The sequence below is a fragment of the bacterium genome (assembly GCA_030685015.1).
In the GTDB taxonomy this organism is placed as follows: domain Bacteria; phylum CAIWAD01; class CAIWAD01; order CAIWAD01; family CAIWAD01; genus CAIWAD01.
This window is the reverse complement of the sequence record JAUXWS010000018.1, coordinates 13,068-37,437: the sequence shown is the minus strand read 5'-3', so window position 1 is coordinate 37,437 and position 24,370 is coordinate 13,068. Positions and strand designations below refer to the sequence as shown.

Genomic DNA, 24,370 nt, shown 5'->3' with positions numbered 1-24,370 from the left:
ACAAGCCCATGATCGACCTCATCCTGCCCCTGGTCACCTTCTTCCCCCTGGCGGCCCTGGGGCTGCTCTGGCTGATTCCGGCCGGGCGGACGACCCTGCTCAAGTGGGCGGCGCTGGCGCTGGGCACGGCCGAGTTCCTCCTCTCCCTGCCCCTCTTCTTCGCCTTCGACGCGGCCCGCGGCGGGGAGTACCAATTCGCCGTGCAGGCGGACTGGATGCCGCGCCTGGGTGTCTCCTTCCACATGGGGATGGACGGCATCGGCCTCGTCCTCGTGCTGCTCACCACCCTGCTGCTGCCCATCATCCTGCTCTCCAGCTGGACGGTGACGGACCGGCTCAAGAGCTACCTCATGCTCTATTTCCTGATGACGACGGGCATGGTGGGCGTCTTCGTCTCGCTCGATTTCATCCTTTTCTATGTGTTCTGGGAGCTGACCCTCATCCCCATGTACTTCCTCATCGGGATCTGGGGCGGGCCACGGCGCATCTACGCGGCCATCAAGTTCTTCCTTTACACGATGCTGGGCAGCGTCCTGATGCTCATCGCCATCCTCTGGATCCACTGGGCGACCATCGTGCCCGAGGTGGGCCGCAGCTTCGACCTGCCCCTTCTGCTGCAACATTTCCATCCCACCGGCCAGGCCCAGCTCTGGCTGTTCGGCGCCTTCGCCCTCGCCTTCGCCATCAAGGTGCCCATGTTCCCCGTCCACACCTGGCTGCCCGACGCCCATGTGGAGGCGCCGACGGGGGGCAGCGTCATCCTGGCCGGCGTCCTGCTCAAGATGGGCACCTACGGCTTCCTGCGCTTCGCCCTGCCCCTCTTCCCGGCGGCGACCCGGACCCTGCTGCCCCTCCTGGTGGCCCTGGCCGTCATCGGCATCGTCTACGGCGCCCTCGTCTCCATCGTGCAGCGGGACATCAAGAAGCTGGTGGCCTACAGTTCCGTCTCGCATCTGGGCTTCGTCATGCTGGGCCTCTTCGCCCTCAACGCGGAGGGCATGTCGGGCGCCGTCCTGCAGATGGTCAACCACGGCATCTCCACCGGCGCCCTCTTCCTCGCCGTGGGCGTCATCTACGAGCGGCGGCACACCCGCCAGATCGCCGAGTTCGGCGGCCTGGCCAGCCGCATGCCGCTCTTCGCCTTCATCCTGGTCGTCTTCTGCCTGTCATCGGTGGGCCTGCCCGGACTCAACGGCTTCGTGGGCGAGTTCATGATCCTGCTGGGATCCTTCCGCAGCCAGCCCTGGGCCACGGCCATCGCCGCCACGGGCGTTGTGCTGGCCGCCGTCTACCTGCTGTGGATGGTGCAGCGCGTCCTCTTCGGGCCGCTCACCAATCCGAAGAACCAGGGGCTGTCCGACCTGTCGGCCCGCGAGCTGCTTGTCTTCGCCCCCCTCCTCGTGCTGGTGGTCTGGATCGGCGTCCAGCCCCAGCCCTTGTTGGATCGCATCAATCCGGCCGTCGAGGCCACCCTGGAGCTGATGAGGAGCCGCTGACATGGACCTGAGCGGACTGAATGTCGCCAGCCTGCTGCCCGAGATGATCGTGGCCGGCGGCGGCCTGCTCGTGCTGGGCTTCCATGCCCTGTGGCAGGGTCGGCGCGACGGCTGGCTGGGCGGGATCGCCCTCGTCGCCGTCCTGGCGGCGCTGGCCGCCTGCCTCTGGCCGGCCACCCGCGAGGCGGGCTACTTCGGCACGGCCCTCTCCGACTCCCTCGCCTTCGCCGGCCGCATCACCGTGCTGGCCTCCCTGCTCCTGCTGCTGCCGGGCGGCGCCTCCTACCTGCGCGAGCGGGACTTGCCCCGGGCCGAGACCCACGCCCTGGCCCTCTTCGCCGCCTGCGGCATGATGGCCCTGGCCTCGGCCGGGGACCTGATCATCGTCTTTCTTGCGGTGGAAGTGCTCAGCCTCAGCCTTTACGCCCTGGCCGGCCTGCTGGGGGAGCGGCGTCCCTCCCGCGAGGCGGCGCTCACCTACTTCCTGGCCGGCTCCTTCGCCTCCGGCTTCCTCCTTTTCGGCATGGCCCTGCTTGCCGGCGCGGCGGGCACCACCAGCCTGGGCGGACTGGCCGCCGGCCTGGCGCGGCAGGCGGGCACCGGCGGCGAATGGATCGCCCTGGGCGGCACCGTGCTCATGCTGACCGGCTTCCTCTTCAAGGTGGGAGCCGTGCCCTTCCACTCGTGGGTGGCCGAGGTCTACACGGGGAGCCCCACCTGGGTGACCGCCTTCATGAGCACGGGGGCCAAGGCGGCCGCCTTCGCCGGGTTCGGCCGCGTCGTGCTGCCCCTGGCCGGCCTGGGTGACGGCTGGGTGATCGTGCTGGGCATCTGCGCCGCCCTGACCATGGTGCTGGGCAATTTCACGGCCCTGGTGCAGCTGAATGCCAAGCGCATGCTGGCCTTCAGCAGCGTGGCCCACGCCGGCTACCTGCTGCTGGGGCTGATGGCCACCCGCCAGGCGGGCGAGAACCTGGAGGCGGTCCTCTTCTACCTGCTGCCCTACGTGCTGGTCAACGCCGCTCTCTTCCTCATCGCCGCGAAAGTGAGCGCCGCCGGCGGGGGCGCCTACCACCTGGACGACTACAAGGGTCTGGCCCGGCGCAGTCCGCTGCTGGCCGGCCTGCTCACCGTGCTCCTGCTGGGGCTGGCCGGCATTCCGCCCCTGGCCGGTTTCCTGGGCAAGTTCTACGTCTTCTCGGCCGCCGTGCGCGCCGGCCACACCGGTTTGGCCGTGCTGGGCGTGCTGACCAGCGTGGTGGCCGTCTACACCTACCTGCGTCCCGTCGTCTACGCCTGGTTCCACGAGCCGGAGCGAAGCGAGCCGCTGACCCGCGACGCCGGCCTGCTGGGGGCGGGTCTGCTGGCCTCGCTGGGGCTGGTCGTGCTGGGCGTCTGGCCCCGGCTCTGGCTGGACCTCACCCGCGGCATCGGCCTGTAGCTCCACCTGACGGAAGATCCCCATTCCAAGCATAGAAGGAGGACTCCATGATCGTGCGCCGCCTCGGCCTGGTCCTGCTGTTGTTGGCCGTCCTGCTGCCCTTGGAGCCGCTGGGTCGATGGGACGCCGCCCTGCCTGGACTGGCCCTGGCCGCCGAGGGGCCGCCGACGGACAAACTGGACGGGGCGCCGGGTCCGGCCAGCGGCGGGGGCGACGCCGCCCACAAGTCCCAGCCCGGCCAAGCGCAGGCGGCGGACTTGACGGAGGCGTCCTCGGCCCATGCTGCGACCCTGGGCGAGGAGCTGCCCCTCTGGAGCGCCATCCCCTTTGTCGGCATCCTGCTCTCCATCGCTCTCTTCCCGTTGTTGGCGCCCCGCTTCTGGCACCACCATTTCGGCAAGGTGGCGGCCTTCTGGGCCCTGCTCTTCGCCCTGCCCTTCGCCCTGGCCTACGGCTGGCACCAGGCCGCCCACTCGCTCCTGCACATCCTGGTGCTGGACTACGTGCCCTTCATCATCCTGCTCGCCGGCCTCTACGTCATCGCTGGCGGCATCGCCGTGCAGGGCAGCCTGGCGGGCACTCCCGGGGTGAACACGGCCCTGCTGCTCATCGGCACCCTGCTGGCCTCGTGGATCGGAACGACCGGGGCCAGCATGCTGATGATCCGACCCCTGCTGCGCTCCAACTCCAACCGGCGCAACCGGGCCCACCTCGTCATCTTCTTCATCTTCCTGGTGTCCAACATCGGCGGCGCCCTGACGCCCATCGGGGATCCGCCCCTCTTCCTCGGTTTCCTCCACGGCGTCAAGTTCTTCTGGACCCTGGCCTGCCTGCCCGCCATGGCCTTCAACGCGGGCATCCTGCTGGTCCTTTTCTACATCATCGATGCCGCCCTGCTCAAGCGGGAGAATCTGGCCCCCCAGCAGATCGAGCGGGAGGCCGTCCTCATGCGGATCGAGGGCTCCTTCAATTTCCTGCTGCTGGGGGGCGTGGTGGGCGCCGTCATCCTCTCCGGCGTCTTCAACCATCACCCCGTCTTCTACAACGACGTGACCCACCAGGTGCACGGCATCACGATGATGGGCGGCGATCATCCCCTCACCCTGCCCTGGTTGAGCCTGCTGCGGGACGGCGCCATCATCCTGCTGCTGCTCGCCTCCTGGAAGCTCACGAGGCAGTCCACGCGCGAACTCAACCACTACAACTGGTTCCCCATCCAGGAGGTGGGCTTCCTCTTCGCGGGCATCTTCGTCACCATCATTCCGGCCCTGGAGATCCTCAAGGCCGGCACCCACGGCGCCATGGCCTTCATCATCGAGCGGGTCAGCACCGACGCCAGCTACTTCTGGATCACCGGCCTGCTCTCCAGTTTCCTGGACAACGCCCCGACCTATCTCACCTTCTTCAACACCGCGCTGGGCAGCCGCTACCCCGGGATGGCCGAGGCCCAAGCCGTGCCCCTGCTCATGGAGCACGGCACCACCCTGCTTGCCATCAGCCTGGGCGCGGTTTTCATGGGGGCCAACACCTACATCGGCAACGCCCCCAATTTCATGGTGAAGTCCATCGCCGAGCAGTCCGGCGTGAAGATGCCCAGCTTCTTCGGCTACATGGCCTGGTCGGGCGGCATCCTCATCCCCCTCTTCCTGCTCAACACTTGGATTTTCTTCTAGTGGAGGTCTTTTGAAGAACAGCAAGTCCAGCGAACAGCATCCGTCAGATCACGTGATTCGATCCACGATATGAGGGGCGTGGGGCAAAGGCTGCGCCTGGAGCAGCACGCGACGGGGGGCGACCGCAACTTCGGCTATTTGGTCGTCCATGACGGCGCGGCTCTCATCCTGGATCCCGGACACGACCCATCCCGTCTGCTGGAGGCACTGGCCGCCAGCGAAGCCACCCTGCGCTGGGTGGTGGGCAGCCATGGCCATGAGGACCATGTGGCCAGCCTGGATGACCTGCACCGGGCCAGCGGAGCCGCCCGCGTCCTCTCCCGCGCGGCGGGTCGAGTGGCGGAACGGCTGCTTGGTTCCGAGGAAGAGGAGCTTCCCCTGGGCGGCCTGGCGCTCTCACTCCTGCCCACGCCAGGACACACGCCCTGCAGCTTGTGCCTGCTTCTGCCCGCCCTTGACGGCCCTCCCCAGCTCCTGACCGGGGACACGCTCTTCGTGGGCAAGGTGGGGGGGAGCATCGACGAGGCGGCGGCGCGTCGGGAGTTCGCCTCCTTGCGGGGGCTGCTCGAGCGGTGTCCGGAGGAGACGGGCGTCTGGCCGGGTCACGACTATGGCGTGCGGCCTTCGTCCACCATGGGCGGGGAGCGGCGGGAGAACCCCTTCCTGCTTCGCTCCCGCTTCGAGGATTTTCTTTGGCTGAAAGAGAATTGGCTGGATTACAAAAAGCGGCATGGCATCCGCTGAGCGGGTGGCTGGGACAAGCACGAGAGAGGGCCGCCCCCGACGGGCGGCCCTCTCCTTGACAAGTTTTAATGCAGGCCTTACTTGGAAAGCACCAGACGGGCCACCTGGACGCTGCTCGCCGTGCTCAGGCGGGCCAGGTAGAGGCCGGAGGGCAGATGAGAAGCCTCGAAGCGCAGCTCATGGGCGCCGGCCGGCATCAGACCCTTGGCCAGGGTGGCCACCCGCTGTCCGCCCAGGTTGAAGACCGCCAGCTCCACGGGACCCGTTGCGGCCAGATCCACCGACAGGGTGGTGCCGGGATTGAAGGGATTCGGGTAGGCGCGGATCAGGTCAAAGCCGGCCGGTTCCTCGGCCGCCACGTTCTCGTCGGTGAAGCAGATCGTGCCGTACTTGTAGTCCTCGCCCACGCCGTTGTCCTGGTAGGATCCGGCGAAGAAGACGTAGTCGAAGCAGGTGGTCGGGCCGTCGTAGAGGAGCAGGCTGGAGATGTTGTCCAGCGTCAGCTCGTAGTCGGGCGTGAGGGCCGATGGGCTGAAGAAGTGCGGCCCCTGGTGCTGGGGCAGCGGGAGGCCGAAGGCGTCGGCGGGCATCAAGGGTGTGCCCGGCAGGAAGGTGCTCACCCGATGCACGCCATCGAACATGCCCGTGCCGGCCACGAGGTCATAGTCGCCATCCTGATCGAAGTCGAGGCCGATGCAGATGGATTCCGTCTGGGCCAGGAGAGGCAGGTCAATGCCGAAATTGCCCGCCAGCCACGGCGCGGTTCCACCCTCGACGCCGTCGCCGTCCGCATCGCCGGCAATGCCGTAGAACTTGAAGCCCACATTCAGCTGGTCGTTGTTGGAATCCAGATGAAAGTAAGCCCGGTCCAGATCCCATCCGGAAACGGTGTTGGGCGGCGCGTCGCTGGCGATGCCCACGTCCAATCCGTCCAGTTCGACCACCACGCCGGTCAGGGCGAAATCCAAGGCCGCGTCACCCGTGAAGGTGAGGGCGAAGGCCGCCGGACCGAGAACCAGGACACACAAGCTCGACATGAGATGTTTGCGCATGGAGAACCCCCCCCATTCAGGTTGATTGATTGTTGGACAAGTGCAGGTTCAGGCGACAGGGCACAGCCGGGCTTCAGCCGGCGGGATCCAGCAGGATCCGATGGTCGGACTTCACGCAAGAGCTGTGCCAGGAGGAGGGGAGGCCTGATTCTATTGGATTTGGAGCATGTTCAAAACTGCCCATGCTACGCGCCATGCGCTGAAATCGGGCATCATGTGCCCGGAATTGAACAATCGGAGGGTATGCCAAGAAGGCCGCCCCCGGGGGGCGACCTTCCTGCTGAGGGATGAGACCTTGTCGCTTACTTGGTCAGCACCAGGCGCGTCACCTGGGTGCCCTGGCTCGTGGCCAGCTTCGCCAGGTAGAGGCCCGAGGGCAGCCCGGCGCCGTCGAAGCTCAGCTCATGCCGACCGGCTTCCATCATGCCCTTGACCAGGGTCTGCACCAACTGGCCGTTCAGGTTGTAGACGGACAGCTCGACAGGACCCGTCTGCCCAAGCTCCACCGCCAGGGTGGTGGCCGGGTTGAAGGGATTCGGATAGGCCGAGATCAGCGTGGGGCTGACCGGATCCACCGCGCTCACCAGCTCGTCGGGCGGAAAGCAAAGCTCGCCTTCCTGGTAGTCCTCGCCGATGCCGTCATCCTGATAGGAGCCGGCGAAGACAAGGAAGTTGAAGCAGACGGGTTCGGACGGATCCAGGTCGACCAGCGACCCGAGGTTGCTCAGGGTCAGCTCCATGTCGGGTCCGAAGAAGTGGCCGCCGTCGTGCGGGGCCAGCGGACCGAAAGCGAAGGCCGGCAGGCTGGGCAGGCCCACGAAATCGCTGACGCGGAAGACGCCGTCGTTGGCGCCCACGCCGGCGATCAGGTCGTAGCCGCCATCCTGGTCGAAATCGAAGGCGATGCAGATGGATTCCGTCATGGCCAAACCGGGCAGGTCCACGCCGCCATTGGAGGCCAGCCAGATGCTGGTGACACCGCCGTTGCCGTCGCCGTCGGCGTCGCCGCCGAAGCCGACGAAATCCAGGCCCACATGCAGCTCACCGGTGGCGCGAACCAGCTCGAAGGCGGACTTGCTGAGGTCCCAACCCGAGATGGTCAAGGGCGGCGCGTTGGCCGGCAAGCCCACGTCACCGACGCCGTCCAGCACGATGATGCCCTCGGGTGCGGTGAAGTCGGCGTCCACATCACCGGTGAAGGTGATGGCGAAGGCCGCCGGTCCGCAGACCAGGACACCCAAGGCGCAGCTAAGCAATTTTTTGTTCATGGTTTCCCCTTCTCATTTAGGACAACACATGGAGTCGGCTCCATGCGCATCCAGTTGATTGATTGTTCTTATGACACCACTGCAGGCTGATGGAGCAAGACGTGTGCCAGAACTCAAACCTAATCAGATCAACAGGATCCACTCAATGCACTCATTGAGTTGCGTAGAGAGTGTGCAGATTCCGGCGCTCTAGCACAGTGGGCGGACAGTAATCCCACCCTGAGGTTGGAGGATGAATGGGGAGGATTCTTAGGGGAGGGGCCAAGAGAAGGGGCCGCCTGCCGGCGGCCCCTTCTGAACGAGGCGATGCGTTGAAGGCGCTTACTTGGTCAGCACCAGTCGCGTGACTTGCTCCCCGCCGACCGTGCTCAGGCGGGCCAGGTAGATGCCGGAGGAGAGGGCGGCGCCATTGAAGCTCAGCTCATGGCGACCGGACTCCATCATGCCGTCGACCAGGGTCTGCACCAGCTGGCCATTGACGTTGTATACCGACAACTGGACGGGACCCGTTTGCCCCAGCTCCACCGAGAGGGTGGTGGTGGGATTGAAGGGATTGGGATAGGCGCTGACCAGGTTCATGCCCTCGGGCTGAAGGGCGGACACCAGCTCATCGGGCGGCAGGCAGACTTCGCCCAGCAGCAGATCCTCGCCGATGCCGTCATCCTGGAAGGAGCCGGCGAAGAAGAGGAAGCGGAAGCAAAGCTCGACGGTGGGATCCAGGTTGGCCAGGACGCCCATGTTGTTCAAGGTCATCTCCAGGTCGGAGCCGTAGAAATGGCCGCCGTCATGCGGGATGAGGGGACCGAAACCGAAAGCCGGCAGAATGGGCGTGCCCGTGAAGGCGCTCACCCGGTAAGTACCGTCCAGACCGCCCATGCCCGTGATCACGTCGTAGGTGCCGTCCATGTCGAAGTCAAAGGCGATGCAGATGGACTCGGACATGTTCAAGGTCGGCAGGTCCAGGCCACCATTGGCCGCCAGCCAAAGGGTGGTCACGCCATCCAGGTCGTCGCCGTCGGCGTCGCCGGCCAGACCGCGGAAATCCAGACCGATGTGCAGCTCGCCCGCCGCGCGATCCAGCACGAAGGCGGCGTAGTCCAGGTCCCAACCGGAAATGGTGCCCGCGGGCGCATTGCTGGGAAGGCCCACATCGTCATGCGAGTCCAGCACGGTCACGCTTCCCGCCACGGCGAAGTCCGCAGCCACATCACCCGTAAAGGTGACGGCGAAGGCTGCGGGGCCGCAGACAATGAAGCCCAGGGCATAGGTCATCAACTTCCTGCTCATAGGTCATCCCCCAGAAGTGAAACAGATTTACGAATTCATGCGATTTCGTTTTTTGGTGACAGGATCACTCCCGGGCACGGGGCTGATCCCACTGCGCACCAATGAAGCAATTGACGTGCCAGCTTTCCAGCGGTCGATCCTCAAGGATTTAGCGGCTCCCTTGCGCCAATTGGGTGCTTGGACAGCCCGATTCTGATCAGCCTGTGTTGCATCTTGAACAGAAGCCCCCGGGCAGACCCACTGTTTGGATCAGGTTGCGTCCCTGCCGCGGCACTTTGGTCCTCAATTGATTGTGTATAAGAGCGGGCCGGGCCGGGTGTCAAGCCGCGCCACTCACAGCGCCACTTGCTTGGATCGCCCTGCGGGCGTGGCTATATTCCGGCCAAAGACAATCACGGATCTTCAGGAAAGCACCCTTGCAACTCTTCCGCCGGCTTGGCCTGCTGACTTTCATCGCCCTGCCCGTCGTGTTCATGGCTTGCGACGAATCCGAGAGCACCCTGGGCGGGCTTCCCGGGGGGCGGGTGTCGGCCGTGGTGGACAGCCTGGTCACCGAGGCCCTGCTGCCCTTCCACCGGCCCCAGAACATGGTGGCGGCCGGGCGGCACTGCGTGGGGCGCAGCGACTCCCTTGGCCTGGAAAGCGTCCTCCTCATCCGGATGGACTACCAGCCCGTCTCCTTGTGGTCCCCTCCGCCCGTGGCGGACGCCTTCACCGCTTACCTCAGCTTCAAGATGGACAATCGGGCCAGCCTGGCGTGGTTCCCCCAGGTGAGCCCGGATCCTCCCGAGCTGGGCGAGTCCGCCCGCTACCTGGACCTGGAGCTGCTGCTTGTCGCGGACAGCCTTGGTTATGATGGACTGGCCTGGGAGGACGCCTTCGCCGACGGCGAGCTGCGCCTGGGAGTGCTGGACCGCATCCAGTTCAGGGTCAGTTCGGCTGACACGGCCTTCGGCGACGGAAGCGATCCCCTGACCGGGCGTCGCACCTGGCGGGCCCTTCCCGCCGCCTGGTTCCAACCGGCCGACACCAGCTCGCGCCTGCTGCTCCTGCGCGCCCTGCCGGGCCAGCAAGGCTTCACGCCCATCCTGGGAGCCGGCTGGGCCGCCGAACTTCGTCCCCGCGTCCGCTTCGCCAGCATGCGGATCGACACCATCCTGGTGGACAACGTGCAAGTGCCCGACACCGTCCGCGACACGAGCTTCGTCGCGGCCACCTGGCAGACCAGCCTCATCCGCGACACGGCGGCGCCCGGCCGCCTCACCCTCTCCACCGGCTGGGCGGGCCAGGTCCTGGCCCAGTTGCCACCCTTCCCGCCGGACGCGGACAACCCCGACTATGATCCTGTCGGCTCCACCTTGACGGAGGCCTGGCTGCGCGTCCCTCTGGCTGATCCCGGCTACAACGTGACCGGGGCCAAGGTCAACCTCTACGCGGTGAGCCTCTTCGACAGCGCCGGCGTCGATCTGAACGCCGACCAGTTGATCGCCACCCGCACCATCGCGGACGGCGACAGCCTGCTTCAGTTCAACCTGACGCCCCACCTGCGCCGCATCTGGATCAACGACGACAGCTTGCGCAACACGGATCCCATCCGCCTGGCGCTCAAGTTGGACGACTACAACCTCCTGCAGCCCAGGCAAGTGGGTCTGGCCGACCCCCTCCAACAACCGACGCGGCTCTTCTACACGATCAGTCGGGCCCCTGACAGCTGGGGGAGACCATGATCCCGCGCCGGACCCTAGCAGCCTGTCGGACTTGGCCACTTGGCGGTCTTCATCGCCCCAATCGGTCCGGATTTTCCGCAATTTTCTTGAACAGACAACCAGTATGCCCTGCGAAAATTCCGAATAACCGGCCTCGATTTGGGCGCGAATCCCATCCAAGGCCCAAGCCCAACAGGCTGCTGGCCGTCCTGGGCGGCCTGTGCCTGGCCCTGTCGTCGGCGGTGGGAGGACCCCTCACGAGCGCCCCCTGGGGGGAGATCCAGTGGCAAGGCGCGGCGGCGGATCATGGCCGCGGCGGAGCGGGGGCGGCCCTCCAGGACAGCACCCGGCTGTCCATGCACAACCCCGCCCTCTATCATGCCGGCCGCCTGACCCGCTTCCAGACCAACTTCAGCGGCACGCGCACACGCATCCAAAGCGGCGGCGCCGAGGAATCCCTGAGTTCGGCCTCCTTCGACTCCTGGGGCCTCGGCTTTCCACTGCTCTGGCGCCAGCTGCACGTCGGATTGGGTTTCACCCCCATCAGCCAGGTGGATTACTTGCTGGCCCAGTCGGGCGTGGACGCCCTGGGTCGGGTCCAATTGCAATCCCTCAAGGGGAGGGGCGGCCTCTCGCGGGCGGGTCTCACCATCGCCTCACCCACGCCGGCGCCCACCCTGCGGGCCGGGCTTGAGCTGGGGCTTGTCTTCGGCAGCGTGCTGGAGGAATGGAAGAACTTCTATCCCCAATCAGCCCCGCCCTACGACAGCTGGGTGAACACGCGCCACTCCCTCTTCGGTTTCCAGACCCGGCTGGGCCTCCATTGGCAGGCCCGGCCCGACCTGGCGCTGGGCCTGGTCTGGACCCCACCCTCCACGGCCGATCTGACCGTGGACCGGGAGAACAAGGGCAACGACCAGGACGCCGAACTGCCCATCCGCCGGGTCGATCTGCCGGCCGAGCACTCGCTGGGCCTGGCCTGGCGCAAGGGCGGCGTGGACTGGCTGCTGGACCTGCGCCTGCAGGACTGGTCCGGCGTGCCCATGGGGAGCGTGGCGGCCGAGCGCCAGGGGCGCGTCGACCATCCCATCGGCCTCGCCCTCGGCCTGGACCTGCCCCTCTCCCGCGAGTTCGCCGCTCCCTGGTACCGGCGCCTGACCTGGCGGGCGGGCATGCGCTGGCAGGAATGGTATGCCCGGCGGGAGCAAGCCGACGGCTCCTGGCGCGACGTGGAGACGGTGACGCTCAGCCTGGGGGCGGGCGTGCCGCTCAAGGCCCATGGCAGTTGGCTGGACCTGGCCCTGGAGGCCGGGCGCAGCGGCGACACGGTCCTCGACGAGGACTTCGTCCGCCTGCGCATGGGATTCGGGGCGCGGGACCTGTGGTTCCTGCGGCCCGTCTATTGATCACGTGACAACGACCACCCGATCCCGCAAGGAGAACCGGCCATGAAACACCTGCTTCCCCTGCTGGCGGGCGCGCTGCTGCTGCTGGGCGCCTGCAACACGGCCTATCAATCCACCGCCCGGCCGGATGAGCCATCCGCGGGTGATTTGAGCGAGGCCGAACTCCAGGCCCGCGAGCTGGAGATGAGGCGCCACATCAGTTTCGCCTACGAGTACTTCAAGCAGAACAACTTCATCGAGGCCAAACCCTACTACCTGAAGGCCTTCGCCCTGGACGACAGGAACACCCAGGCGACGCACCTCAAGCGCCTGGCCACCTGCTACATGCAGCTGGGCGACCAGGATTCCGCCCGCGTCGTGTTGCAGCGCGCGGTGGAACTGCTGCCCGACAGCTGGTACGAGCACCGCACCCTGGGCGACCTGCTGCAGCGGTCCGGCGACAAGAACGCCGCCTTCGCCGAGTTCCGCATCGCCGCCGGGCTGAAGGAGGACGATTGGGAGTCCCGCCGGGACATGATGGCCATCCTCAAGGAGCGGGCCGAGGCCTCCGACGCCACGGAGGATTGGGACGCCGTGCTGGAGTTGCTCGATCAGCTGATCGTCCTCCAGCCGGAGGAGATGCGCTGGGCGCGCAGCAAGGATGAGATCCTGTCCGCCCACTACGACCCGGAGGAGGTGATCGCCTCCCTGCGCCAGAACCAGGCCCAGTTTCCCCAGGACCTCACCATCCGCCAGAAGCTGGTCAGCGCCCTGGTGGAGTTCGCCACGCCGGCCAGCTATCGCGAAGCGCTGGGGCTGGTGGACGAGTTGATTGCGGCGCAACCTGAGCAGGTCCGCCCCTACGACCTGAAGGCGACAGCCCTGGAAGGCCTGGGCCGCGCCGAGGAGGCCGCCGTCGTGCTGGCCACCCTGTTCGAGCGGAAGCCCGACCAGACCGACCTGCCCGCCCGCATCGGCGAACTCTATCTCACCCAGGACAACCTGCGCCAGGCCCGCCGCTGGGCCCTGCGCAGCAAAAGCGCCTTCCCCTCCTACGGCAAGGGCGGCCTGCTGCTGGCCCGCGTCTACGTCGCCTCGGTCAACGCCTGCGCCGGCAGCGAGCTGAACTTTGACGACAAGCTGGTCTACGAGCTGGCCGCCCGCGAGTTTGATGCGGTCGCCGATCCCGCCTTCCGCGGGGCGGCACGCCAGGGACGCGCCTCGCTGGAGGAGGTGCTGCCCACCGCGGAGGACCGTTTCTTCAACAAGTACGACCGGCCGAAGAAGGACTGCTACCGGTGGCTCTTCGAGTGATCGGACTGGCCGCCGACCATGCGGCCTTCGAACTCAAGGGCGCCCTGGCCGCCCGGCTGAAGGGGCTGGGTTGGACGGTGCGCGACTTCGGCACCCACGGGCCGGAGGCCTGCGATTATCCGGCCTTCGTCGTCCCCTGCGCCCGGGCCCTGGCCGCGGGCGAGCTGGAGCTGGCCGTGGCGGCCTGCGGCAGCGGGGTGGGGGCCTCCATCAGCGCCAACAAGGTGAAGGGCGTGCGCGCCGCCCTCTGCCTGGAACCGGAGCAGGCGGCGCTGGCCCGCCAGCACAACGACGCGCGCTGTCTGGTCCTGTCCGCCCGCCTGCGCAGCACGGAGCAGAATCTGGCCCTGCTCGAAGCCTGGCTGGGGGCGGCATTCGAGGGAGGGCGCCACGAGGGCCGCATCCGTCTCATCCATGAACTGACCGGTTGTTGAGGAGCGAGCCATGTCCACGCTGGAGAAGCACGATCCCGAGGTGTGGGATCTGCAGGTGCGGGAGCTGGCCCGGCAACGGGACACGCTGGAGATGATCGCCAGCGAGAACTTCACCTCCCTGGCCGTGATGGAGGCCCAGGGCGGCGTGATGACCAACAAGTACGCCGAGGGCTATCCGGGCCGCCGCTACTATGGCGGCTGCGAGTGGGTGGACGGCGTGGAGGACCTGGCCCGCGGGCGGGCCCGCCGCCTCTTCGATTGCGCCTACGCCAACGTGCAGCCCCACAGCGGCAGCCAGGCCAACATGGCCGTCTACATGAGCTTCATCAAACCCGGCGACACCGTGCTGGGCATGGATCTCTCCCACGGCGGACACCTGACCCACGGCAGTCCGGTCAATTTCTCGGGCCGCCTCTACCGCTTCGCCTCCTACGGCGTGTCCCGCGAGACGGGCCGCATCGACTACGACCAGGTGGCGGTCCGCGCCCGCGAGACGCGGCCCCGCATGATCGTGGCCGGCGCCAGCGCCTATCCCCGCGCCCTGGACTTCGCCCGCTTCCGCGCCATCGCCGACGAGGTGGGGGCCTTCCTCTTCGTGGACATGGCCCACATCGCGGGGCTGGTGGCCGTGGGCGAGCACGACAGCCCGCTGCCCCACGCCCACGTGGTGGCCAGCACCACGCACAAGACGCTGCGCGGCCCGCGGGGCGGCCTCATCCTGATGGGGAGCGACTACGACAACGTGCATGGCGAGACGGCGGCGAAGAGCGGCCGCCTCAAGCAGCAGGGCGAGATCGTGGACAGCGTGGTGATGCCGGGCGTGCAGGGCGGCCCCCTCATGCACGTCATCGCCGCCAAGGCCGTGGCCTTCGCCGAGTGCCTGCGGCCGGACTTCGCCGTCTACATCCGCCAGGTGAAGGCCAACGCCCGCGCCCTGGGCGAGGGCCTGGTCGAGCGGGGCCATCGGCTCGTCTCGGGAGGAACGGACAACCATCTGGTGCTGGTCGACCTGAGCGCCCTCGATATCAGCGGCAAGGCGGCGGAGAAGGCTCTCGAGGAGGCGGGCATCACCGTCAACAAGAACATGGTGCCTTTCGACGAGCGCAGCCCCCTCATCACCAGCGGCATCCGCATCGGCACGCCCGCCCTGACCAGCCGCGGCATGACGGTGGAGGCCATGCGCCTCATCGCCGGGCTGATCGATCGCGCCATCCGCGCCGCCAAGGATCCGGCCGAGCTGGCGCGCATCCGCGTCGAGGCGCGGGAGCTGGCGGCCGCCCATCCCTTGTACCCGGGACGATGAAGTGTCCATCCTGCGGCCATGAGGAGGACCGGGTGATCGACAGCCGGCCCGCCCGCGACGGCAGCGCCATCCGCCGCCGTCGGGAGTGCATCGCCTGCGCCACCCGCTTCACCACCTACGAATACATCGAAGGCACCCAGCTGACCGTCGTCAAGAGCGACGGCAGCCGCGAAGTTTTCTCCCGCGCCAAGCTGGCGCGGGGCCTGGAGCGGGCCCTCATCAAGCGGCCCCACGGCGAGGAGGAGATCCGCGAGCTGGTCGGCCGCATCGAGCGCGCCATCCTGGCCATGGGGGCGGCCACCGGGGAGATCAACTCGCGCGACCTGGGGGAGATCGTGCTTGAGGAGCTGCGCTCCTTCGACGAGGTGGGCTACATCCGCTTTGCCTCGGTCTATCGGCGCTTCCAGGACGTGCGGGAATTCGTCCAGGAACTGAAGGTCTTCGCTTGACCGTCCGCCCATGTTGAACCTGCGTCCGAGGCGGGGGATCCGCCTGCCTGTCACGCCGGCCACGGCCGGCCCCGCGCCGCCCACGCTGCCCGGGCGCCTGCTGCTCCCCCTGCGGCAAGGGGCATTCGACCTGAGCACCTCCCTCGTCGTCCCCGGCCAGCGGGTGGTGGCGGGTCAGGCCTTGAGTGCGCCCCGCGGCCTGGCGGCCCGGATCGTGCGCGCTCCCCTGGCGGGCCTCGTCCGTCGCGTGTCGGTGCGTTCGCTGACCCTGCCCGCGCCGCGGGGATTGCCGGGAGGACCCCAACCGCTGCTGTGCGCCGAGCTGGAGGATCTGCAGGACCCGTCCATCGGCCAGAGCCGGGCCTGGCGCCATCTGGACCAGGCCGCCCTGCGCGGGCTGCTGACGCCCTGGGGACTGGAGGGGAACGGCGGCCTTCCCCTCGATCTGGAACTGGACCTGCTGCCGCCTGCCGCCCGCCTTCTGCTCCTGGCCGTGGCCCCGGCCCAGGCCCTGCAGGACCTCCTCCTGCGGACGGAGGCCGGCGCCATCGCCACGGCCGTGGCCGCCCTCGTCCGCCTGCACACCTTCCGCGAGGCCCAGCTCGTCTGTCAGCCAGCCCTGCGCGATGAGGCGGGACGGCTGGCGGCCCTCATCGAGAAAACCCTGCCCGTGCGCGTCACAGTGCTGCGACAAGGGCACCCCTGGGACCATCCGCGCCTGGCGGCCCATGCCGCCGGCTGGCCCCTCCCCTCGCCCCGGCGTCCCCTGGCGGCCCAAGGTATCCTCGCCTGCGACCTGGCCCGCCTGCAACGGATCGAGGCCCGGCTTTCCCAGCCGGAGGACGCCACGCTCACTGTGATGGCACAGCGCCACGAGACGGCGCGGAGCGGACTCGCGGCCATCGGACCACCCCGACTGGGCCGCTGCTGGGTGGGCACGCCGCTGGCGGAGGTCCTGGGGAGGCTGGCGCCGGACTTCGATCCCGCGCGCGAGCTGGCGCTGGATGGATCGCCCCTGGAGGGAAGTCCGCTGCTTGACCTGGAGCAGCCCCTGCTGCCGGGACATGGCCTGCTTTCCCTGCTGCCCATCGGCCAGCTGCCGCCCATGTCCCGGGAGGCGACCTGCATCAGCTGCGGCCAATGCCTGGACATCTGTCCCCAGCGCCTGGCCCCCATCCGCCTGGTGCGCCTGGCGGCCGAGGACCGGCTGGTCGAAGCCCGCCACCTGGGCCTGGAACAGTGCCTGGACTGCGGTCTCTGCAGCTGGATCTGCCCCAGCGGCATCGAACTGGGGCACGGTTTGCGCCTGGGTCTCCACCGGCTGAGGGAGTCGCGCCATGGCGGCTGAGACGTCAAGGAGCCTCGCGGTCCTGCTCCGTCCCGCGCCTCTGCCACGGCGTCCGCCCCGCGCCGGCGGCCTCATGTGGCAGGTGATCTATGCCCTGCTGCCGGCCGCCGGCCTGGGGCTCTACGTCTACGGGGCGCCCGCCCTGCTGGTGCTGGCCTCCTGCCTGGCCGGCGCCCTGGCGGGGGAGGGCCTGGGCCTGCTCCTCTGGCGTCGCGGCCGGCCCCTGCTGGACGGCAGCGCCCTGCTCAGCGGCCTGCTGCTGGCCCTCACCTTGCCGCCCGGCCTGTCGCCTGGTTGGGCCTTTCTCGGCGGCGCGGCCGGCCTCCTGCTGGGCCGCCAGCTGCTGGGCGGATTGGGCCTGAACCTCCTCAACCCGGCCCTGTGCGGCCGCCTGGTGATCGCCCTGGCCGCCCCCACGGCCCTGCAGGGCGCTTGGTTGAAGCCTTTCTGGTGGAGGGAGGGCGGCTGGTTCGCGGCGGCGCCCACGGTGGCCGATCCCTGGCCCCTGGTGCGGGAGACGCATCAGCTGCTGCGCCGGCTGACCCAGGGCGAGATGCCAGCGCTGCCGGCTTCCTGGCCGGCCGGCGAGCGGCTTGACCTGATCCGGCACGCCCAGGATCTGCTGGCCGCCGTCGATTCTGGTCAGCTCTTCTGGCCGCGCCTGCCCGGACTCCTGGGCGAGGCTTCGCTCCTGGCCCTCCTCCCCGGCCTGATCTGGCTCTTCACCGCCCGCCTGGTCGACTGGCGCATCCCCGCCGCCGCTTTGCTGGTGCTGGTCGCGGCCCTGCTGGCCGCCCCCGGCGAGGCCGCGGGCCTGGGCCTCGACCTGGCCCTGCCCCTGCGCGGCTGCGGCCTCCTCCTTCTGCTCTGCGTCTTCGCCTCCGATCCCGTCACCACGCCCCTGGGCCAATCGGCCAAGCTCTGTTTCGGCCTGATGGTGGCGGCCGGCTGCCTGCTTGTCCTCCTTGCCGGCGGATCCACCTCCGGCCTGTTCTGGGTGGTGCTGGCGGCCGGCCTGGCCACACCCTGGCTGGATCGCCTGCTGCTGCCGCGAGGCCCCCGATGACGGCGCCGCAGGTGGCGATCACGGCCATGCTGCTGGGGCCGGCCCTGCTGCTGAAGTGGGACGGGCCGCTCTGGCTGGCCCTGCTGCTGCTGCTCATGGTGAACGCCCTCGCCCTGGTCGCCCTGGGTCGCCCCCGACCCCCGGCCTCCCGCGGCGGCCTCCTCGTGCTGGTGGGCCTGCTGCTGGTCCTGCCCCTCCAATCCAGCCTGCTGGCGCTGGCCGCCCGCGTCACGGGCGTGGCGGAGCAGCTGCCCGTGATCGAGCTGACCTTCGTCCTCTTCTGCCACCTGACGGCCTTCCAGTTCCTGATGGCCCGGATGGAGGCGGCCCAGTATCGCCGCCGCGGCGTGCAGGCGGCCTTCTGGCTGCCCGTCGCCCTTGCCCTGTTGGCCCTGCTGGTGGGCATCGAGCACGTGGCGATGCGCATGGCCCTGGCCGTGGGGACGGATCCCGCCCTGCCCGCCTCGGGCTGGCTCCGCCTCGTCCTGGCCGCCCTGGGAGTGGCCCTGATGCAAGGGCGGCGGTCCCCGGCGCCGGATCCCCGCAACCCTCGTTCGGGAGGCCGGCCATGAACGCCGTGTTCGATGTCCATCCCCTGCTGGTGGTGGCCATGGGGCTGGCTGGACTGCCCCTGCTCGGCGGGGAGCTGCGCTTCCTGGGACTGCGGCGCGAGGGTTGGATCCTGCCGGCCCTGGGCGCCCTCACGGCCCTGGCCGTCCTCGTGCCGTCGCGCCTGCCCGGACTGGGCGGTCCTCTCCCGGACGGCATCGCCGCCTGGCCCTGGTTGGCGACCTGGCTGCTGGTGCCGCTCCTGCCCCTGCTCGTGCTGTTCCGCCTCGCCCCGCCGCGCCACGAGGGCTTGGGCCGCCATCTGGTGGCGGCGCCGCTGCCTCTCTTCTGGGCAATGATCGATCCCTTCGCCGGGCGGGTGCCACAGGTCTGGCTGCCGCTGGCGACGGGACTGGGCGCGTTCGTCCTGCTGGCCCTGCTCACGGGGGCCGAGGAGAAGCTTCGCCAGAACGACGCGCCCCCGGGGCTGGACGGCCTGCCCCGGCGCCTGCTGCTGCTTTCCTTCCTGCTTCTGCTTCAGCTCGGCCTCGAGTCCTGGGCGGGGGGAGGCGCACCGTGAGCCTCTTTCCGACCCTGATCCTGGCTGTGGCGGGCGCCCTGGGTCTGGCCTGGCTGATCGCCCCCGCCGCGCCGGCGTCGGCGAATCCCCCCTCGTCCCGGCCCCTTTTGCGCTGGCCGGCCTTGCGGCTGCGCAGCCGGGTGGGTTGGAGCGAGCTGGCGGGACCGGAGGATGGCTATGGCAGCGGGCAGGTTGCCGTGTCCGGCTGTCGGAGCCCGGAGAACGGCAACGGGCGTCGCTTCATCTCCGCGCAGCGCGGCAGCTGCCAGGAGCTGCAACTGGTCCACGGGGGCGAGCGGGCCTGCGCCTGGGCCTGCCTGGGCGAAGGGGACTGCGTCCGCGCCTGCGGCGAGGGCGCCATCCACCTGGAGGCCGGTCTGCCGGTGGTGGATCCTGGCCTTTGTTCCGGCTGCGGGGACTGCGTCCTGGCCTGTCCGCGCCAGGTGCTCCTCCTCATGCCGGCCGAGGCCCAGCTCCACCTCGGCTGCCAGAGCCGCGCCGACGCGGCGGAACGGGCCGTCCACTGCGAACGCTCCTGCCGGGACTCCGAGCGCTGCCTGGAGTCCCGCTTCCTGCCGGCCGGCCTGGTGGGCAGCCGCGAGGGCCGCCGCGTGGTGGACTACAGCCGCAGCGCCAATCTGCTGCCCCTCCTCAGCCTTTGCCCCAGCGGCTCCTTCGTCGACCGCATCGCGCACCGGCCCTGGTTCACGGTGAACGAGAGCTGCACGGGCTGCGGCGACTGCCTGCCGCTCTGTCCCGCGGCGGACTGCATCCTGCCCGACGGTCCCCCGGCCGACACGCCTCTGGGGCGGGCCCGGGTGCGCATCGTGCCGGAGGCCTGCACCGGCTGCGGCCTCTGCCTCCCGGCCTGCGCGCCCAAGGCCATCCGCGTGGTGGGGGCGCTGGGCTATGGGACGGGCGGCCGGCGCGATTGGTAGAATCCCCCCTGCGACATGTCTCCCCGGGAGTGAAAGGACGGGCGCCCCGTGAGTTTCGGCCTCTATCTGCACACCCCCTTCTGCACCGCCAAGTGCGGTTACTGCGACTTCTACAGCCTGCCGGCGGGCGCGGGCGAGGTGGAGCGGGCCGCCGCCAGCCTGTTGGCGGTCACCGGGCGCCTGCTGGCGGACGGTCCCTGGCGCGGCCGGCCGGTGGCGACCCTCTATGTTGGCGGCGGAACGCCCAGCCTTCTGCCCGCCGGCTTCTTCACCCGCCTGCTGGGAGCGGGCGGGTTGCTGGAGGGCAGCCTGGCGCCCGGCGCCGAGATCACGGTGGAGATGAACCCGGAGAGCGTCCGCCCCGCCTGGCTGGCCCACCTGGCCAGTCTGGGCGTGACCCGGGCTTCTCTGGGCGTGCAGAGCTTCCGCCCGACCCGCCTGGCCCAGCTCGATCGCCTCCATCGCCCGGGCCAGGCGCGCCGCGCCATCGACCAGGTGCGGGCCAGCGGCATCCCCGATCTCTGCCTGGACCTCATCGTCTTGCTGCCCGGCCAGGACGAGGCCGAGCTGGATGGCGAAGTGGCGGAACTCCTCAGCTGCCGCCCCGAGCATGTCTCGGCCTATGGCCTGGGTTTCGAGCCGGGCACGGCCCTGGATGCGCGGCGGCGGGAGGGGCGGATCCAGCCGCTGGACGAGGAGCGGGCAGCCCCCTTGTATCTTCGCCTTTCGCGGACCCTGCGTCGCGCCGGCTACCAGCATTACGAGGTGTCCAACTTCGCCCTGCCCGGCCACGCCGCCCGGCACAATTCCTCTTACTGGCGGGAGGAGGATGTCCTGGCGGTGGGTCCCAGCGCCGTCTCGGCCTGGACGGAGGACGGCCGGCGCCGGCGACGCCGCTTCCCGGCCGACTGGCGCGCCTTTGCCATGGCCGCCGAGGAGGGCCGCCAGCCGGATTGGCCGGAGGAGGAGCTGGGCGGGGCGGAGCGCTGGCTGGAGTCCCTCTTCCTGGGCTTGCGCTGGCGGGGCGGGCTGGATCTCGCCGCCCTGGAGGAGCGCTACGGCGCCGGGCGCGTCCAGGCCCTGCGCGAGCGGGCGCGGCAGCTGGGTCGGCACGGACCGCGGGAGCGGGGCGGGCGGGGCCGCCGCTGGCTGGAGCGCCGCCTCTTCGGCGGACACGCCCGGCATCCGGCGGGGCCGGCCTTGGTGCTGGCGCCGGAACAGTGGTTGCTGCTGGACGAGATCGTCCTGCGCCTGGCGGACTGACGCTCCGATAGCTTCCAGTGCCGGCGTTTCCATATCGATATCGATATCGAGCTGAAGCAGAATCATGAGAAGGTCAGATCCATGGAGTACATCCGCGTCAGGGGTGCGCGCGAGCACAACCTCAAGAACATCAACGTGGACATTCCGCGCAACCAGCTGGTGGTCATCACCGGCCTGTCGGGCAGCGGCAAGTCCAGCCTCGCCTTCGACACCCTCTACGCCGAGGGCCAGCGGCGCTATGTGGAAAGCCTTTCCTCCTACGCCCGCCAGTTCCTGGGGCTGATGGAGAAGCCGGACGTGGACACGATCGAGGGCCTCTCCCCGGCCATCTCCATCGAGCAGAAGAGCACGCACCGCAACCCGCGCTCCACGGTGGGGACGGTGACCGAGATCTACGACTACCTGCGCCTCCTCTTTGGCAACGTGGGCGTGCCCCACTGCACCACCTGCGGCCGGGCCATCCATCGCCAGAGTCCGGAGGAGATCGTCAACCTGGTGGAGGCCGAGGGCGAGGGCCGGCGCCTGCAGATCCTGGCGCCCCTGGTGCGGGGCCGCAAGGGCGAGTTCCGCGACCTCTTCCAGCAGGTGCGCAAGAACGGCTACCTGCGGGTGAGGGTGGACGGCAGAGTGCTGCCCATCGAGGAGGTGGAGCAGGGTCTGGCCAAGACCTTCAAGCACGACATCGACGTGGTGGTGGACCGCCTGGTCGTCAAGGCGGGGATCCGCAGCCGCCTCTTCGAGTCGGTGGAAACGGCCCTGACCCTGGGCGGGGGATTGGTGCGCGTCCTGCTGGAAGGCGCCGAGGGGGGCGGCGAGCGCCTCCACAGCCTGCACTTCGCCTGCCCCGAGCACGGCGTCTCCATCGAGGAGCTGGCCCCCCGCCTCTTCTCCTTCAACAGCCCCTTCGGCGCCTGCCCCGAGTGCTCGGGGATCGGCCACCAGATGGTGCTGGACCCGGAGCTGGTGGTGGTGGCCCCCGAGCGCAGCCTGCGCGAGGGGGCGATCGGCACGATGGGGGACGGTGGCGACTCCGCCCACGGCGAGATCTGGACCCTGAAAGCCCTGGCCCAGGTGGGGCAGGCCCTGGGCTTCAGCCTGGACACGCCCTGGCGCAAGCTGAAGGAGGAGCATCGCGCCGTCATCCTGCAGGGCACCCAGGATGAGATCCGTTTCCGCGGCGCCGCCCGGCAGGGCAAGGGCTTCTGGGAGTACTCCTCGCGCTGGGAGGGGATCATCCCCAACCTGGAGCGCCGCTACCGCCAGACGCAAAGCCAATCCATCCGCGAGTGGATCGAGCGCTTCATGAGCAGCCGGCCCTGCCCGGGCTGCCAGGGGCACCGCCTCAAGCCGGAGTCGCTGGCGGTGACGGTGGGCGGGCGAGACATCATGCAGCTCTGCGCCCTCTCCACCCGCGCGGCTCTCGCCTTCTTCGAGCAGTTGCACTTGGACGGCGCGCAGGACCTCATCGCCGCGCCCATTCTCAAGGAGGTGCGCGAGCGCCTCGGCTTCCTGGTCAACGTGGGACTGGATTACCTGGACCTGGCGCGGGCGGCCGGCACCCTGTCGGGGGGCGAGGCGCAGCGCATCCGCCTCGCCACGCAGATCGGCAGCCAGCTGACGGGCGTCCTCTATATCCTGGACGAGCCCTCCATCGGCCTCCACCAGCGGGACAACGAGCGCCTCATCCGGACCCTGCAGCGTCTGCGCGACCTGGGCAACACGGTGATCGTGGTGGAGCACGACCGCGACACCATCCTGGCCGCCGACGAGGTGCTGGACCTGGGGCCGGGGGCGGGGGTCCACGGCGGAGAAGTGGTGAGCCAGGGCACGCCCGCCCAGATCATGGCGAACCCCCACAGCGTGACCGGGCGCTTCCTCAAAGACGAGCGCCTCATCCCCGTTCCCGCCGCCCGCCGTCCGGGCAACGGCCAGCGCCTGCGGGTGGAGGGCCTGCGCGGCAACAACCTGCGCGGGATCGCCCTGGACCTGCCCCTGGGCGCCCTCACCTGCGTCACCGGGGTCTCCGGCTCGGGCAAGTCCACAGCCGTCAACGAGACGCTCTCCAAATTGCTGGCGCGGGAGCTGATGGGCGCCCGCGTCCTGCCCATGCCCCATGGCCGGGCCAGCGGGCTGGAGCATCTGGACAAGGCGATCGTCATCGACCAAAGCCCCATCGGGCGCACTCCGCGCTCCAATCCGGCCACCTACACGGGCCTCTTCACCCTCATCCGCGACCTCTTCGCCGGCCTGCCGGAATCGCGCATGAGGGGCTACGCGCCAGGACGCTTCTCCTTCAACGTGAAGGGCGGGCGCTGCGAGTCCTGCCAGGGGGACGGCATCATCCGCATCGAGATGCACTTCCTGCCGGACGTCTACGTCCCCTGCGAGATCTGCAAGGGCCGCCGCTACAACAGCGAGACCCTGGAAGTGAAGTACCGGGGGCGCTCCATCGCCGACGTGCTGGAGATGACGGTGGAGGAGGCGGGCGCCTTTTTCGAGGCCATCCCGCGCCTCCAGTCCCGCCTGCGCACCCTGCTCGAGGTGGGGCTGGGCTATGTCCACCTGGGGCAGCAGGCCACCACCCTCTCGGGCGGCGAGGCCCAGCGCGTCAAGCTGTCGGCCGAGCTCTCCCGGCGCGCCACCGGCCGCACCATCTACATCCTGGACGAACCGACCACCGGCCTGCACTTCGCCGATATCGAGCTGCTCCTGCGCGTCCTGCAGCGTCTGGTGGACCGCGGCAACACGGTGGTGGTGATCGAGCACAACCTGGACGTGATCAAGTGCGCCGACCACCTCATCGACCTGGGACCGGAGGGCGGCGCCGCAGGGGGGCGGGTGGTGGCCGCCGGCACGCCGGAGGAAGTGGCGGCCTGTCCGGACAGCCACACGGGCCGCTTCCTGGCGCCCCTGCTCCTGGCGGTGTCCGCCCCCGCCGCCCCGGAGGCCGGCGGCCGGGTGGCGCCGCGGGGTCGATCCCGCCGCGCTGGAAAATGAACGAAGGATCAGAAATAGCGCCGGGTCCTCAGCCCGTCCGCCACCCGGCGCGGTGGCGAAGGAGGGGCCGCACACCT

20 protein-coding genes are annotated in these 24,370 nt (G+C 69.1%); 17 read left to right on the top strand and 3 right to left on the bottom strand.

Going from position 1 to position 24,370, the window contains the following annotated elements; translation table 11 throughout:
- Positions 1 to 8: 8 nt before the first annotated feature.
- From Q8O14_01700 to Q8O14_01685, 4 genes are all read left to right on the top strand, one after another.
- On the top strand, positions 9 to 1,496 hold the full coding sequence (locus tag Q8O14_01700) for an NADH-quinone oxidoreductase subunit M (GenBank protein ID MDP2359456.1): 1,488 nt from the start codon (positions 9 to 11) through the stop codon (positions 1,494 to 1,496).
- 1 nt (position 1,497) lies between these two features.
- Positions 1,498 to 2,937 (top strand): NADH-quinone oxidoreductase subunit N, encoded by a 1,440-nt coding sequence (locus tag Q8O14_01695; protein MDP2359455.1) that lies wholly within the window; start codon positions 1,498 to 1,500, stop codon positions 2,935 to 2,937.
- 47 nt (positions 2,938 to 2,984) lie between these two features.
- Positions 2,985 to 4,610 (top strand): sodium:proton antiporter, encoded by a 1,626-nt coding sequence (locus tag Q8O14_01690; GenBank protein ID MDP2359454.1) that lies wholly within the window; start codon positions 2,985 to 2,987, stop codon positions 4,608 to 4,610.
- Positions 4,611 to 4,688: 78 nt separating this feature from the next.
- Complete coding sequence (locus tag Q8O14_01685) at positions 4,689 to 5,354, top strand: MBL fold metallo-hydrolase (GenBank protein MDP2359453.1); 666 nt, start codon at positions 4,689 to 4,691, stop codon at positions 5,352 to 5,354.
- A 77-nt stretch (positions 5,355 to 5,431) separates the two neighbouring features.
- On the opposite strand, the gene Q8O14_01680 is transcribed toward Q8O14_01685, so the two are convergent.
- The 3 genes from Q8O14_01680 to Q8O14_01670 form a co-directional block, all read right to left on the bottom strand.
- A complete protein-coding gene (locus Q8O14_01680; protein MDP2359452.1) occupies positions 5,432 to 6,406 on the bottom strand; it encodes a T9SS type A sorting domain-containing protein in 975 nt (324 codons plus the stop codon).
- Positions 6,407 to 6,708: 302 nt separating this feature from the next.
- Positions 6,709 to 7,674 carry a T9SS type A sorting domain-containing protein gene (locus Q8O14_01675; GenBank protein MDP2359451.1) on the bottom strand — a complete coding sequence of 322 codons (966 nt, stop codon included), beginning with the start codon at positions 7,672 to 7,674 and terminating at the stop codon, positions 6,709 to 6,711.
- 321 nt (positions 7,675 to 7,995) lie between these two features.
- Positions 7,996 to 8,961 (bottom strand): T9SS type A sorting domain-containing protein, encoded by a 966-nt coding sequence (locus tag Q8O14_01670; GenBank protein MDP2359450.1) that lies wholly within the window; start codon positions 8,959 to 8,961, stop codon positions 7,996 to 7,998.
- 416 nt (positions 8,962 to 9,377) lie between these two features.
- Here Q8O14_01670 and Q8O14_01665 point away from each other — a divergent pair, with 416 nt between their 5' ends.
- The 13 genes from Q8O14_01665 (at position 9,378) to uvrA (ending at position 24,293) form a co-directional block, all read left to right on the top strand.
- Complete coding sequence (locus Q8O14_01665; protein MDP2359449.1) at positions 9,378 to 10,688, top strand: hypothetical protein; 1,311 nt, start codon at positions 9,378 to 9,380, stop codon at positions 10,686 to 10,688.
- A gap of 221 nt (positions 10,689 to 10,909) precedes the next feature.
- Complete coding sequence (locus tag Q8O14_01660; protein MDP2359448.1) at positions 10,910 to 12,073, top strand: hypothetical protein; 1,164 nt, start codon at positions 10,910 to 10,912, stop codon at positions 12,071 to 12,073.
- Between the two features lie 42 nt (positions 12,074 to 12,115).
- Entirely contained in the window at positions 12,116 to 13,366 is a 1,251-nt protein-coding gene (locus Q8O14_01655) for a hypothetical protein (protein MDP2359447.1), read from the top strand.
- Positions 13,351 to 13,800, top strand: a complete 450-nt coding sequence (locus tag Q8O14_01650; protein ID MDP2359446.1) for an RpiB/LacA/LacB family sugar-phosphate isomerase — start codon at positions 13,351 to 13,353, stop codon at positions 13,798 to 13,800. The genes Q8O14_01655 and Q8O14_01650 overlap by 16 nt, the downstream gene beginning before the upstream one ends.
- Positions 13,801 to 13,810: 10 nt before the next feature.
- Positions 13,811 to 15,103, top strand: coding sequence for a serine hydroxymethyltransferase (gene glyA / locus Q8O14_01645; GenBank protein MDP2359445.1), 1,293 nt, complete (start codon positions 13,811 to 13,813; stop codon positions 15,101 to 15,103).
- A complete protein-coding gene (nrdR, locus tag Q8O14_01640) occupies positions 15,100 to 15,552 on the top strand; it encodes a transcriptional regulator NrdR (protein ID MDP2359444.1) in 453 nt (150 codons plus the stop codon). Before glyA ends, nrdR begins: the two co-directional genes overlap by 4 nt.
- Before the next feature lie 10 nt (positions 15,553 to 15,562).
- Positions 15,563 to 16,900: a 4Fe-4S dicluster domain-containing protein gene (locus Q8O14_01635; GenBank protein MDP2359443.1), complete on the top strand. Its 1,338-nt coding sequence runs from the start codon at positions 15,563 to 15,565 to the stop codon at positions 16,898 to 16,900.
- Positions 16,890 to 17,966 (top strand): RnfABCDGE type electron transport complex subunit D, encoded by a 1,077-nt coding sequence (locus tag Q8O14_01630; protein ID MDP2359442.1) that lies wholly within the window; start codon positions 16,890 to 16,892, stop codon positions 17,964 to 17,966. The genes Q8O14_01635 and Q8O14_01630 overlap by 11 nt, the downstream gene beginning before the upstream one ends.
- Entirely contained in the window at positions 17,963 to 18,538 is a 576-nt protein-coding gene (locus Q8O14_01625) for a hypothetical protein (GenBank protein MDP2359441.1), read from the top strand. The genes Q8O14_01630 and Q8O14_01625 overlap by 4 nt, the downstream gene beginning before the upstream one ends.
- On the top strand, positions 18,535 to 19,095 hold the full coding sequence (locus Q8O14_01620) for a hypothetical protein (protein MDP2359440.1): 561 nt from the start codon (positions 18,535 to 18,537) through the stop codon (positions 19,093 to 19,095). Before Q8O14_01625 ends, Q8O14_01620 begins: the two co-directional genes overlap by 4 nt.
- Positions 19,092 to 20,033: a 4Fe-4S binding protein gene (locus Q8O14_01615; protein ID MDP2359439.1), complete on the top strand. Its 942-nt coding sequence runs from the start codon at positions 19,092 to 19,094 to the stop codon at positions 20,031 to 20,033. The genes Q8O14_01620 and Q8O14_01615 overlap by 4 nt, the downstream gene beginning before the upstream one ends.
- Before the next feature lie 48 nt (positions 20,034 to 20,081).
- Positions 20,082 to 21,296, top strand: coding sequence for a radical SAM family heme chaperone HemW (hemW, locus tag Q8O14_01610; GenBank protein MDP2359438.1), 1,215 nt, complete (start codon positions 20,082 to 20,084; stop codon positions 21,294 to 21,296).
- Between the two features lie 81 nt (positions 21,297 to 21,377).
- Positions 21,378 to 24,293, top strand: coding sequence for an excinuclease ABC subunit UvrA (gene uvrA / locus Q8O14_01605; protein ID MDP2359437.1), 2,916 nt, complete (start codon positions 21,378 to 21,380; stop codon positions 24,291 to 24,293).
- Positions 24,294 to 24,370: the final 77 nt, after the last annotated feature.